The organism is Streptomyces sp. NPDC090499 (genome assembly GCF_044769305.1).
Taxonomy (GTDB): Bacteria; Actinomycetota; Actinomycetes; order Streptomycetales; family Streptomycetaceae; genus Streptomyces.
In genome coordinates this window covers 515,839-528,532 of record NZ_JBIVXP010000003.1, presented here as the reverse complement: position 1 = coordinate 528,532, position 12,694 = coordinate 515,839, and the positions used below count along the sequence as shown (strand labels likewise).

The following is a 12,694-nucleotide window of genomic DNA, read 5'->3' as shown; positions in this document are numbered from 1 at the left end:
AGTGCTCGACGTCAACTTCTTCGACGAGCTCCGGATCGGCCTGGCCACCGCGGACGACATCCGTCAGTGGAGCCACGGCGAGGTCAAGAAGCCCGAGACGATCAACTACCGCACCCTCAAGCCGGAAAAGGACGGGCTCTTCTGCGAGAAGATCTTCGGCCCCACCCGGGACTGGGAGTGCTACTGCGGCAAGTACAAGCGCGTCCGCTTCAAGGGCATCATCTGTGAGCGCTGCGGCGTCGAGGTGACCCGCGCCAAGGTGCGCCGTGAGCGGATGGGCCACATCGAGCTGGCCGCGCCCGTCACGCACATCTGGTACTTCAAGGGTGTCCCGAGCCGGCTGGGCTACCTGCTCGACCTGGCTCCCAAGGACCTCGAGAAGGTCATCTACTTCGCGGCGTACATGATCACGTTCGTCGACGAGGAGCGCCGCACCCGCGACCTGCCCTCCCTGGAGGCGCACGTCTCCGTGGAGCGCCAGCAGGTCGAGAACCGCCGGGACGCCGACCTGGAAGCCCGCGCCAAGAAGCTGGAAAGCGACCTGGCCGAGCTGGAGGCCGAGGGCGCCAAGGCCGACGTGCGCCGCAAGGTGCGCGAGGGTGCCGAGCGTGAGATGAAGCAGCTGCGCGACCGTTCGCAGCGCGAGATCGACCGCCTCGACGAGGTGTGGACCCGCTTCAAGAACCTCAAGGTCCAGGACCTGGAGGGCGACGAGCTCCTCTACCGCGAGCTGCGTGACCGCTTCGGCACGTACTTCGACGGCTCGATGGGTGCCGCGGCGCTGCAGAAGCGTCTGGAGTCCTTCGACCTCGACGAGGAGGCCGAGAGGCTCCGCGAGATCATCCGCACCGGCAAGGGCCAGAAGAAGACCCGTGCGCTCAAGCGCCTCAAGGTCGTCTCCGCGTTCCTGCAGACCAGCAACAGCCCCAAGGGCATGGTGCTCGACTGCGTGCCGGTCATCCCGCCGGACCTCCGCCCGATGGTGCAGCTGGACGGTGGCCGCTTCGCGACCTCCGACCTGAACGACCTGTACCGCCGTGTGATCAACCGCAACAACCGCCTGAAGCGGCTTCTCGACCTCGGTGCGCCCGAGATCATCGTGAACAACGAGAAGCGCATGCTCCAGGAGGCGGTCGACGCCCTCTTCGACAACGGCCGTCGTGGCCGCCCGGTCACGGGCCCCGGCAACCGTCCGCTGAAGTCCCTCAGCGACATGCTGAAGGGCAAGCAGGGTCGTTTCCGTCAGAACCTGCTCGGCAAGCGAGTCGACTACTCGGCGCGTTCCGTCATCGTCGTCGGCCCGCAGCTGAAGCTGCACCAGTGCGGTCTGCCCAAGGCCATGGCGCTGGAGCTCTTCAAGCCGTTCGTGATGAAGCGCCTGGTCGACCTGAACCACGCGCAGAACATCAAGTCCGCCAAGCGCATGGTGGAGCGCGGCCGCACCGTCGTGTACGACGTCCTCGAAGAGGTCATCGCCGAGCACCCGGTGCTGCTGAACCGTGCGCCCACCCTGCACCGCCTCGGCATCCAGGCCTTCGAGCCGCAGCTGGTCGAGGGCAAGGCCATCCAGATCCACCCGCTCGTCTGCACCGCGTTCAACGCGGACTTCGACGGTGACCAGATGGCCGTGCACCTGCCGCTGTCCGCGGAGGCGCAGGCCGAGGCCCGCATCCTGATGCTGTCCTCGAACAACATCCTCAAGCCCGCCGACGGCCGTCCGGTGACGATGCCGACCCAGGACATGGTCCTCGGTCTGTTCTTCCTGACGACCGACGGCGAGATGCGCAACGTCAAGGGCGAGGGCCGTGCGTTCGGCTCGGCGGCCGAGGCGATCATGGCCTTCGACGCGGGCGAGCTCTCGCTCCAGTCGAAGATCGACATCCGCTTCCCGGTGGGCACCATCCCGCCGCGCGGCTGGACCCCGCCGGCCGCGGAAGAGGGCGAGCCGGAGTACCAGACCGGTGACAGCTTCCGTCTGAGGACCACGCTCGGCCGTGCGCTCTTCAACGAGCTGCTGCCCGAGGACTACCCGTTCGTCGACTACGAGGTCGGCAAGAAGCAGCTCTCCGAGATCGTCAACGACCTCGCGGAGCGCTACCCGAAGGTCATCGTGGCGGCGACGCTCGACAACCTGAAGGCGTCCGGCTTCTACTGGGCGACCCGTTCCGGCGTCACCGTCGCGATCTCCGACGTCGTCGTTCCCGAGGCGAAGAAGGCGATCGTCGCCGGCTACGAGGCCAAGGACGAGAAGGTCCAGAAGCAGTACGAGCGCGGTCTGATCACCAAGGACGAGCGCACGCAGGAGCTCATCCAGATCTGGACCCAGGCGACCAACGAGGTCGCCGAGGCGATGAACGAGAACTTCCCGAAGACCAACCCGATCTTCATGATGGTGAACTCGGGTGCACGAGGCAACATGATGCAGATGCGTCAGATCGCCGGTATGCGTGGTCTGGTGTCGAACGCGAAGAACGAGACGATCCCGCGTCCGATCAAGGCGTCGTTCCGTGAGGGTCTGTCCGTGCTGGAGTACTTCATCTCCACGCACGGTGCCCGTAAGGGTCTGGCGGACACCGCCCTGCGTACCGCCGACTCGGGTTACCTCACCCGTCGTCTGGTCGACGTCTCCCAGGACGTCATCATCCGCGAGGAGGACTGCGGCACCGAGCGCGGCCTCAAGCTGCACATCGCGGAGGTCGGCGCGGACGGCGTGCTGCGCAAGGCGGACAACGTCGAGACCAGCGTGTACGCCCGTGCGCTGGCCGAGGACATCGTCGTCGACGGCGTGGTGCTGGCCCCGGCCAACACCGACCTCGGTGACGTGCTCATCGACGAGCTGGTCGCCCGTGGCGTCTCCGAGGTCAAGACCCGTTCGGTCCTGACCTGTGAGTCCGCCGTCGGCACCTGCGCCATGTGCTACGGCCGCTCGCTGGCCACCGGCAAGCTGGTCGACATCGGTGAGGCGGTCGGCATCATCGCCGCCCAGTCCATCGGTGAGCCCGGTACCCAGCTGACGATGCGTACCTTCCACACCGGTGGTGTGGCCGGTGACGACATCACCCAGGGTCTGCCGCGTGTCGTCGAGCTCTTCGAGGCCCGTACCCCGAAGGGTGTCGCCCCGATCTCCGAGGCCCAGGGCCGCGTGCGGATCGAGGAGACCGAGAAGACCAAGAAGATCGTCGTCACCCCGGACGACGGCAGCGACGAGATGGCCTACCCCATCTCGAAGCGTGCCCGTCTCCTGGTCAGCGAGGGCGAGCACGTCGAGGTGGGCCAGAAGCTCACCGTGGGTGCCACCAACCCGCACGACGTGCTGCGCATCCTGGGTCAGCGTGCCGTCCAGGTCCACCTGGTCGGCGAGGTCCAGAAGGTGTACAACTCGCAGGGTGTGTCGATCCACGACAAGCACATCGAGATCATCATCCGGCAGATGCTGCGCCGCGTGACGATCATCGAGTCCGGCGACGCCGAGCTGCTGCCCGGCGAGCTGGTCGAGCGCTCGAAGTTCGAGCACGAGAACCGTCGTGTGGTCCAGGAGGGCGGTCACCCGGCTTCGGGTCGTCCGCAGCTCATGGGTATCACCAAGGCCTCGCTGGCGACGGAGTCCTGGCTGTCGGCCGCCTCCTTCCAGGAGACGACCCGAGTTCTGACGGACGCGGCGATCAACGCCAAGTCCGACAGCCTCATCGGCCTCAAGGAGAACGTCATCATCGGTAAGCTCATCCCGGCCGGTACGGGTCTGTCCCGCTACCGCAACATCCGGGTCGAGCCGACCGAGGAGGCCAAGGCCGCGATGTACTCGGCCGTCGGCTACGACGACATCGACTACTCGCCGTTCGGCACCGGCTCCGGCCAGGCCGTCCCGCTGGAGGACTACGACTACGGTCCGTACAACCAGTAAGCGAGCATGAGCCGAAGGGCGGTCACCCCGTTTCGTACGGGGTGACCGCCCTTCGGCGTTGTACCGGCCGCCGGTGTCGTTCTGGTTGGGGGGAGGGGAGCGAGGCGCTCTCGGCGGCGACGGCGAGGACGAGCGGAGTCGTGGCCGAAGAGGCTGTAATTTCGCGTTGCGTCCTGTGAACGTGAGGGGTAATTCCTTGACCTTCGGCAGAGCGCTTTCGGCGGTCACAAAGATGGCCGGTTTACTGAAAACTCCTTCATGGGGGGGGGCACGTCCTTCCAGTTCTGGATCGCCTCCATCTCGATGGCTGGATAGGCCTCAAAATTGCCTGATGTCCCAAAGATTCCTTTCCTGGCTGGCGGTGTTGCGGAGGGAGTTCGCCTTGTCCCGGCTCTCCCCCTCCGCTATTCTCTCAAATGATCACCGAGATACGTGGGGGCGGAGAATGAGGGTCTGGTACTTCTTTATTTCTGTAGGGCTCTTTACTGTTTCGGCGATTTCTTTCTTTGTTTCTTTCGCGACATGGGAAAGTGCTCGAAGGGTCCCGGAATTCCCGTCGAGGCCGCTGCGAGTTGCGGTGTCCGCCGGAGTGGGCGTGGCACTCCTGGGGCTCTCTGTATTCCTGCTCACGCTCTGAGCGCCGGGCGGCCAAGGTGGCGCTGGCCTCGGGCTTTGCTCCTGCCGGTTGCGATTGCGTCGGCGCTGGTATTCCTGGGGCTGGGAATGTTCGGACTGCGGGACGTGTGGATCCTCGCCATCGGCGAGGCTATTTATCGGGATGAAGTCAGTGTCGTCTACGTGACGTGCGTACCCGATTTCCGATCCGGTGTTCAAGGACATCTGCCGGGGCTGGATCAGGAAAGGGCGCCTGCCGTCGCTGCTGTCACGATCGGCAGGGCGAAGAGTGACTGGAATGCGATGCCCGCGCGAGAGCCGAAGGGCGCGATGGCGGCTTCGGGGCCGTGATCAGGGCCCAGATCTCCTCGCCGGCTGCGGGCCCAGAACGAAAAGTGCCCGGGACCGTGACGCGGGCTGTCGAGTCGGCCGCCAGGAAGCCGGCGTCGCCCCCGGTCTACGGAATTCCCAGCTCGAAGATCACGTAGTGCGCGTACCACCCCGACGCCACCGCCGCCGTGGCGAAGAACACCAGCAGGCTCGGCCACTTCAGGCGCGCCATCGCCGTCGCCGGAGCGAGCAGCAGCGGGAAGACGGGGAGCAGGTAGCGCGGGGTGTTGCCGAACATCTGCTGGGTGCCGAGGATCGTCACGATCGAGGCGAGGGTGTACGCCGTCAGCACCAGGGGTGGCCGTTTCCGCAGCAGGAGCGCGACGAGGAACGGCAGCGCCACCACCACCTGCACGGCGATCAGGTCCGGGACCGAGTAGGCGAAGAGGTAGTCGCCGTGCCCCACCGCCACGTTCCGCAGCACGTCCAGGGTGTACGCGCCGAAGTCGAAGTAGTGGGCCCAGGCCTCGCGCTGGAGCGAGAAGTACGCCCCTGGGGCGCCCATCGACCAGCCGACCCAGCCGATGTAGGTGAGCAGGCCGAGGGGCGCGGCGACCGCCGCGTACAGCGGGGCCGCTACGCCCTGCTCCCGCCGGCTGTCCCGGCGCACCAGCGTCACCAGCGCGGCCAGGCCGACCGCGCCGATCAGCACGGCCGCCGTGGGGCGGCTCAGGCCGGACAGGAAGGCGAGCAGGCCCGCCGTCACCCAGCGGCGTTTCATCACCGCGTGGCAGGTCCAGGCGGCGATCGCCACGAACAGGGACTCCGTGTAGACCGCCCACTCGACGCCGGCGGCGGGGGCCACGGCCCACAGGCCGGCCGCGACGGTGCCGGCCCGGGCGCCGGCGAGCAGCGAGACCACGGCGTAGATGCCGGCCGCCGCCACGAACGAGCACACCACCGAGACCGCGATCGCCGCGCCGTACAGACCGAGGCCGGTGACTTCCGAGACGGCCCGGACCAGCCCCGGGTACAGGGGGAAGAACGCGACCGAGTTCTGCTCCGCGCTGAACTGGCCGCCCGGAGCGAGGGGCTGGAGGGGGCCGGGGTGATAGCCCTTCTGCGCGACCTGGAGGTACCACCAGCCGTCCCAGGTGGACAGGACGTCCCACCAGTGGGCGCCGCCGCCGAAGCGGGGGTCCTTGTGCCGGTAGTCACCGGCGGACGTCAGCAGCCAGGCGAAGACGAGGAGGCCGGTGAGCTTGGCGGCGCCGTAGAGGGCGAGGGGCGGGAGGTAGGGTCGGGCGGCCGGGGGTAGGCGGGGGCGCGGCGCAGGCTCGGCAGTGGTCGCAGTGTTGCTCTGAGCTGTGCTCATGCGTGAATCCCCCTGAAGAACGCCGATGGAAGTGCCGCGCGTGGTCCTCGGGCGGCCGCGGGTCCGTCGTGGCTGGTCGCGCAGTTCCCCACGCCCCCTGCGGGCGCGGCGCTGGGGACCGGCGATCAGAAGATCTGATCAGCGTCGCACAGCTGTGAATCCGATCGGCGTCAGCTCGCGCCGCTCTCCGTTCGCGTGTCGTTCGTCTCCGTGGTATATCGGAAGGCGTCTCAAAACCCCAGCTCACGCCCCCCGCAACCGGTCCCCCTTCTTTTGTTTTGACCGGAGTGAATGCGCTGGGTACGCTCAGACCTTGTGCCTGGGGTGTGCCCTGATCCTCGTGCGTGCCTTCAAACCGCACCGGAGTGACGAAGCGGCCACCGCGATCCGCGTCCCTTCTGCCTCGCGGCAGGGGTCCACGGAATCCGACACACCCGACCGCGTGGGTCGGCGACGTTCCAGGTTAGCTTCACCATCGGCACACAGAAACCGGAGAAGTAGTGCCTACGATCCAGCAGCTGGTCCGCAAGGGCCGGCAGGACAAGGTCGAGAAGAACAAGACCCCCGCACTCGAGGGCTCCCCTCAGCGCCGGGGCGTCTGCACGCGTGTGTTCACGACCACCCCGAAGAAGCCGAACTCGGCCCTGCGTAAGGTCGCGCGTGTGCGTCTGACCAGCGGGATCGAGGTCACCGCTTACATTCCGGGTGAGGGACACAACCTGCAGGAGCACTCCATCGTGCTCGTGCGCGGCGGCCGTGTGAAGGACCTGCCCGGTGTTCGCTACAAGATCATCCGCGGCTCGCTTGACACCCAGGGTGTCAAGAACCGCAAGCAGGCCCGCAGCCGCTACGGCGCCAAGAAGGAGAAGTAAGAATGCCTCGTAAGGGCCCCGCCCCGAAGCGCCCGGTCATCATCGACCCGGTCTACGGTTCTCCTCTTGTCACCTCCCTGATCAACAAGGTGCTGCTGAACGGCAAGCGCTCCACCGCCGAGCGCATCGTGTACGGCGCCATGGAGGGCCTGCGCGAGAAGACCAGCAACGACCCGGTCATCACGCTGAAGCGCGCGCTGGAGAACATCAAGCCGACCCTCGAGGTCAAGTCCCGCCGTGTCGGTGGTGCGACGTACCAGGTTCCGATCGAGGTCAAGCCCGGTCGCGCCAACACCCTCGCGCTGCGCTGGCTCGTCGGCTACTCCCGCGCCCGTCGCGAGAAGACCATGACCGAGCGTCTGCTCAACGAGCTTCTCGACGCTTCGAACGGCCTCGGTGCGGCCGTCAAGAAGCGCGAGGACACGCACAAGATGGCCGAGTCCAACAAGGCCTTCGCGCACTACCGCTGGTAGTCGCTACCCCCATCGAGACCGAGAGAAGACCGAAGCCTTATGGCTACCACTTCACTTGACCTGGCCAAGGTCCGCAACATCGGGATCATGGCCCACATCGACGCGGGCAAGACGACCACCACCGAGCGGATCCTGTTCTACACCGGCGTTTCGTACAAGATCGGTGAGGTCCACGACGGCGCTGCCACCATGGACTGGATGGAGCAGGAGCAGGAGCGTGGCATCACGATCACCTCTGCTGCCACCACCTGTCACTGGCCGCTCGAAGACGTCGACCACACCATCAACATCATCGACACCCCGGGCCACGTCGACTTCACCGTCGAGGTGGAGCGCTCCCTGCGCGTGCTCGACGGTGCCGTGACGGTGTTCGATGGCGTCGCCGGTGTCGAGCCGCAGTCCGAGACGGTGTGGCGTCAGGCGGACCGCTACGGCGTGCCGCGTATCTGCTTCGTCAACAAGCTCGACCGGACCGGTGCCGAGTTCCACCGCTGCGTCGACATGATCAGCAGTCGCCTGGGCGCCACGCCGATCGTCATGCAGCTCCCGATCGGTGCCGAGGCCGACTTCAAGGGCGTCGTCGACCTGGTCACGATGAAGGCGCTCGTGTGGTCCGCCGAGGCGGAGAAGGGCGAGATGTACGACGTCGTCGACATCCCGGCCACCCACACCGAGGCTGCCGAGGAGTACCGCGGCAAGCTCGTCGAGACCGTCGCCGAGAACGACGACGAGATCATGGAGCTGTTCCTGGAGGGCCAGGAGCCTTCCGTGGAGCAGCTGTACGCCGCGATCCGTCGTATCACCATCGCGTCCGGCAAGTCCGACGGCGTCACCGTCACCCCGGTGTTCTGCGGTACCGCGTTCAAGAACAAGGGCGTCCAGCCCCTGCTCGACGCGGTCGTGCGCTACCTGCCCTCCCCCCTGGACGTCGAGGCCATCGAAGGCCACGACGTGAAGGACCCGGAGGTCGTGGTCAAGCGCAAGCCGTCCGACGAGGAGCCGCTGTCCGCGCTGGCGTTCAAGATCATGAGCGACCCGCACCTCGGCAAGCTCACCTTCGTCCGGGTCTACTCGGGCCGCCTGGAGTCCGGCAGCGCCGTGCTGAACTCCGTCAAGGGCAAGAAGGAGCGCATCGGCAAGATCTACCGCATGCACGCGAACAAGCGTGAGGAGATCGAGTCGGTGGGCGCCGGCGACATCATCGCCGTCATGGGTCTGAAGCAGACCACGACCGGTGAGACGCTGTGCGACGACAAGCAGCCGGTGATCCTGGAGTCCATGGACTTCCCGGCGCCGGTCATCCAGGTCGCCATCGAGCCCAAGTCCAAGGGTGACCAGGAGAAGCTGGGTGTCGCCATCCAGCGTCTCGCGGAGGAGGACCCCTCCTTCCAGGTTCACTCGGACGAGGAGACCGGCCAGACCATCATCGGTGGTATGGGCGAGCTGCACCTCGAGGTGCTGGTCGACCGTATGCGCCGTGAGTTCCGGGTCGAGGCCAACGTCGGCAAGCCGCAGGTCGCGTACCGCGAGACGATCCGTCAGGCCGTCGACCGCGTCGACTACACCCACAAGAAGCAGACCGGTGGTACCGGTCAGTTCGCCAAGGTGCAGATCGCGATCGAGCCGATCGAGGGCGGCGACGCGTCGTACGAGTTCGTGAACAAGGTGACCGGTGGTCGTATCCCGAAGGAGTACATCCCTTCGGTCGACGCCGGTGCGCAGGAGGCCATGCAGTTCGGCATCCTCGCCGGCTACGAGATGACCGGTGTCCGCGTCACGCTCCTCGACGGTGGCTACCACGAGGTCGACTCCTCCGAGCTCGCCTTCAAGATCGCCGGCTCGCAGGCCTTCAAGGAGGCCGCGCGCAAGGCCAAGCCCGTGCTCCTCGAGCCGATGATGGCCGTCGAGGTCACCACGCCCGAGGACTACATGGGTGAGGTCATCGGCGACATCAACTCCCGCCGTGGTCAGATCCAGGCCATGGAGGAGCGGGCCGGTGCCCGCGTCGTGAAGGGCCTCGTGCCCCTCTCGGAGATGTTCGGTTACGTCGGCGACCTGCGCAGCAAGACGTCCGGCCGGGCCAGCTACTCCATGCAGTTCGACTCCTACGCCGAGGTTCCGCGGAACGTCGCCGAGGAGATCATCGCGAAGGCCAAGGGCGAGTAAGTACCGCGTTCAACGCGGCGCACACACACGCCTTAGGCTTGACCCCGGAGCCTCACGGGTCGTTCCTCCACATTCGTGGCGGTACGGCCCGGGGCCCGGGACCCAACAGCAAAGATCACCTGGCGCCGACTGAACCCAGGCGTACAGAACCACTCCACAGGAGGACCCCAGTGGCGAAGGCGAAGTTCGAGCGGACTAAGCCGCACGTCAACATCGGCACCATCGGTCACATCGACCACGGTAAGACGACCCTCACGGCCGCCATTACCAAGGTGCTGCACGACGCGTACCCGGACCTGAACGAGGCGACCGCGTTCGACAACATCGACAAGGCGCCCGAGGAGCGTCAGCGCGGTATCACGATCTCCATCGCGCACGTCGAGTACCAGACGGAGACCCGTCACTACGCGCACGTCGACTGCCCCGGTCACGCGGACTACATCAAGAACATGATCACGGGTGCCGCGCAGATGGACGGCGCGATCCTGGTCGTGGCCGCCACCGACGGCCCGATGCCGCAGACCAAGGAGCACGTCCTCCTGGCCCGCCAGGTCGGCGTTCCGTACATCGTCGTCGCCCTGAACAAGGCCGACATGGTGGACGACGAGGAGATCATGGAGCTCGTCGAGCTCGAGGTCCGTGAGCTCCTCTCCGAGTACGAGTTCCCGGGCGACGACCTGCCGGTCGTCAAGGTCTCCGCGCTCAAGGCTCTCGAGGGCGACCCGGAGTGGACCCAGACCGTCCTCGACCTGATGAAGGCCGTCGACGAGTCCATCCCGCAGCCCGAGCGTGACGTCGACAAGCCGTTCCTGATGCCGATCGAGGACGTCTTCACGATCACCGGTCGTGGCACCGTCGTCACCGGTCGTATCGAGCGTGGTGTCCTCAAGGTCAACGAGACCGTCGACATCATCGGCATCAAGACCGAGAAGACCACCACCACGGTCACCGGCATCGAGATGTTCCGCAAGCTGCTCGACGAGGGCCAGGCCGGTGAGAACGTCGGTCTGCTCCTCCGTGGCATCAAGCGCGAGGACGTCGAGCGCGGCCAGGTCATCATCAAGCCGGGCTCGGTCACCCCGCACACCGAGTTCGAGGCGCAGGCCTACATCCTGTCCAAGGACGAGGGTGGCCGCCACACGCCGTTCTTCAACAACTACCGTCCGCAGTTCTACTTCCGTACGACGGACGTGACCGGCGTCGTGACCCTCCCCGAGGGCACCGAGATGGTCATGCCGGGTGACAACACCGAGATGAAGGTGGAGCTCATCCAGCCCGTCGCCATGGAAGAGGGCCTGAAGTTCGCCATCCGCGAGGGTGGCCGCACGGTCGGCGCCGGCCAGGTCACCAAGATCAACAAGTGATCTCGGCCCGCAAGGGCTGACCAGGCAGGTCTGAAGGGGCCCGTACGACTCCGGTCGTACGGGCCCCTTTGCCGTCCCGGCAACCCGCCACACCCGCGGGCGCCGGCTCGCGGGGCTCAGTGACCGGACCGCAACACCTGCACCGCCCGGTCGAACGCCGAGTCCCGTCCCTTCGTGAACTCCTCGTCCGTGAAGACCGGTTCGGTGATCTGCGGCGGGATCCCGGTCCCGTCGAAGGTCGTGCCGGTCCGGGTCAGGTACTCCTCGTTCGGGAGCCAGACGGCCATGCCGTTGGGGAGGGCTCGGGTCATGACGTCGGAGAAGACGCCCTGGGTCGGCTGCCCGATCCGGACCGTCCGCCCCGGCCGGTCGATCAGGGCCTGGGTGAACGTCTCGCCGGCGCTGACGGTGGAGCCGCCGGTGAGGAGGGCGACCGGGCCGGTGTAACCGGGGCCGTGGTACGGCGTGACCGGGATCGGCTCGGGGCGGGTGTGCGCGGTCGCGTCCCCCGGGTCGTTGCGGGCGCGCTTGGAGTAGGCGACGTACGGCGTGTCCGTGAGGCGCTGGGCGATGCGGATGCCGAGGGCGTCGGAGCCGCCGCCGTTGAGGCGGAGGTCGATGACCAGGCCGCGGAGGGCGCGGGTGCGGGCGGGGGTGAGGACGGTGTCGAGCGCCCGGTCGAGTTCGGCGAGCTGGGCGGTGTACGACGGGTCGTCGCGGTCGTACCCGTCGAAGCTCGCGATCCGGAGGTAGCCGAGGCCCCGCTGCTTCAGGTCGGCGTACGTGATGAGGCCGCCGGCGAAGTCCTGCCGGTGGGTGGCCTGGGCGAGGTCGCGTTCGACGACGAACTTCTTGACCTTGTCGTTGAGTTCCTCGGTGGGGACGACGGTGCCGGGCCTGGGCACGCCGTAGTGGCGGTCGCCGTCCAGGACGAGGACGTGCGCGTCGTGCAGCGGGGTGATCATGCGGCTGAAGATGTCGAAGAGCCGGGCTCGGGTGGTGTCCTGGTGGACCAGGGGCCGGTAGCGGTCGCGTACGGCGTGCCAGTCGATGCCCTTGGCGGCGAAGAAGGGGTAGTTCTCCTCGAACGACTGCCAGAAGACGTCGAAGGCGGCGCGGGGGTCGTCGGCCGCGGGCGGGCGGCTGCAGGCGGCGGGCAGGGAGCCGATCCGGCGCAGCTGCCGGTGTCCCACCGCGACGTCGACACCGAACCGGGCGTGTGCCCCGTCCGGGGCGGGCCGCACGGTGATGACGGCGCCCTCGACGTCGTACGTCCCCGGTTTCGGGGCCGCCGTGGCGAAGTACCCCTTCAGGCAGCTGACCGCGGTGGTCTGGTACTCCTGCACCCCGTGCCCGTCGATGGCGAGGACGGTCCCGTACCCGTCCATACGCCACAGCCCGGTGGCGCTGACGCCACCGGTCGAGCTGGTGGCGCTGGTGTCCGGTGCCGCCCCCACGGCCGGCACGGCGAGAGCGACGAGAAGAGCTGCGGTCCCGACGGCTTTTCGCACGATGGCGTCCTTCCCCCTGCACGCGACTGACGTTTCCGCCCTTCACGGTGACGGACGCCGAGGGCCCCCGACCATCCGGCAGACGGG

The 12,694-nt window shown here is 67.1% G+C and carries 8 protein-coding genes; 6 read left to right on the top strand and 2 right to left on the bottom strand.

Annotation, left to right across the window (positions count from 1 at the left end; translation table 11 throughout):
• Position 1: 1 nt before the first annotated feature.
• Positions 2–3,901 (top strand): DNA-directed RNA polymerase subunit beta', encoded by a 3,900-nt coding sequence (locus ACIQVL_RS14370; protein ID WP_403433968.1) that lies wholly within the window; start codon positions 2–4, stop codon positions 3,899–3,901.
• Positions 3,902–4,573: 672 nt separating this feature from the next.
• Positions 4,574–4,867: a hypothetical protein gene (locus tag ACIQVL_RS14365; protein WP_403475434.1), complete on the top strand. Its 294-nt coding sequence runs from the start codon at positions 4,574–4,576 to the stop codon at positions 4,865–4,867.
• 106 nt (positions 4,868–4,973) lie between these two features.
• Here ACIQVL_RS14365 and ACIQVL_RS14360 read toward each other — a convergent pair whose 3' ends face one another.
• Positions 4,974–6,221, bottom strand: a complete 1,248-nt coding sequence (locus ACIQVL_RS14360; RefSeq protein ID WP_403433971.1) for a glycosyltransferase family 39 protein — start codon at positions 6,219–6,221, stop codon at positions 4,974–4,976.
• Positions 6,222–6,721: 500 nt separating this feature from the next.
• On the opposite strand from ACIQVL_RS14360, the gene rpsL reads away from it, so the two are divergent.
• The 4 genes from rpsL to tuf all read left to right on the top strand — a co-directional run bounded on the left by rpsL (position 6,722) and on the right by tuf (position 11,096).
• Complete coding sequence (gene rpsL, locus ACIQVL_RS14355; RefSeq protein ID WP_003948652.1) at positions 6,722–7,093, top strand: 30S ribosomal protein S12; 372 nt, start codon at positions 6,722–6,724, stop codon at positions 7,091–7,093.
• 2 nt (positions 7,094–7,095) lie between these two features.
• The gene (rpsG, locus tag ACIQVL_RS14350; protein WP_005481264.1) at positions 7,096–7,566 is read left to right on the top strand and encodes a 30S ribosomal protein S7; all 471 of its coding nucleotides are present in this window, start codon (positions 7,096–7,098) and stop codon (positions 7,564–7,566) included.
• 39 nt (positions 7,567–7,605) lie between these two features.
• Positions 7,606–9,732 (top strand): elongation factor G, encoded by a 2,127-nt coding sequence (gene fusA, locus ACIQVL_RS14345; protein WP_403433972.1) that lies wholly within the window; start codon positions 7,606–7,608, stop codon positions 9,730–9,732.
• Between the two features lie 170 nt (positions 9,733–9,902).
• Positions 9,903–11,096 carry an elongation factor Tu gene (gene tuf / locus ACIQVL_RS14340; protein ID WP_403433975.1) on the top strand — a complete coding sequence of 398 codons (1,194 nt, stop codon included), beginning with the start codon at positions 9,903–9,905 and terminating at the stop codon, positions 11,094–11,096.
• A 116-nt stretch (positions 11,097–11,212) separates the two neighbouring features.
• Here the strand turns inward: tuf and ACIQVL_RS14335 are convergent, their stop codons facing one another.
• Positions 11,213–12,607, bottom strand: a complete 1,395-nt coding sequence (locus tag ACIQVL_RS14335) for a S41 family peptidase (RefSeq protein WP_403475433.1) — start codon at positions 12,605–12,607, stop codon at positions 11,213–11,215.
• Positions 12,608–12,694: the final 87 nt, after the last annotated feature.